Source organism: Streptomyces sp. P17 (genome assembly GCF_032436805.1).
GTDB lineage: Bacteria > Actinomycetota > Actinomycetes > Streptomycetales > Streptomycetaceae > Streptomyces.
The window spans coordinates 1-238 of sequence record NZ_JAVRBF010001454.1 but is presented as its reverse complement, the minus strand read 5'-3'; the positions used below and the strand labels follow the sequence as shown (position 1 = coordinate 238).

The following is a 238-nucleotide window of genomic DNA, read 5'->3' as shown; positions in this document are numbered from 1 at the left end:
ATTTCCACAGGCAACTCTACTGCCATCTCTACCATTTCCATTTCAATCTCCTTATTGTCGGTATCCGCATCTGCAATAATTTTTTCATTGTCACCGCAATTTGAAAATGTATTCATAACTCTTTATTTTCCATAATGAAACCGACAACTGTACACCGTCAGAATATCATTTTCTACCGAATAAACCAGCCGATGTTCGCGATCAATCCGGCGTGACCACAATCCCGATTTTTGATAAC

1 protein-coding gene is annotated in these 238 nt (G+C 39.1%); it reads right to left on the bottom strand.

Features of this window, described 5'->3' with window-relative positions:
• Positions 1-122: 122 nt before the first annotated feature.
• Positions 123-221 carry a type II toxin-antitoxin system YoeB family toxin gene (locus tag RMT89_RS45325; RefSeq protein ID WP_315889582.1) on the bottom strand — a complete coding sequence of 33 codons (99 nt, stop codon included), beginning with the start codon at positions 219-221 and terminating at the stop codon, positions 123-125.
• Positions 222-238: the final 17 nt, after the last annotated feature.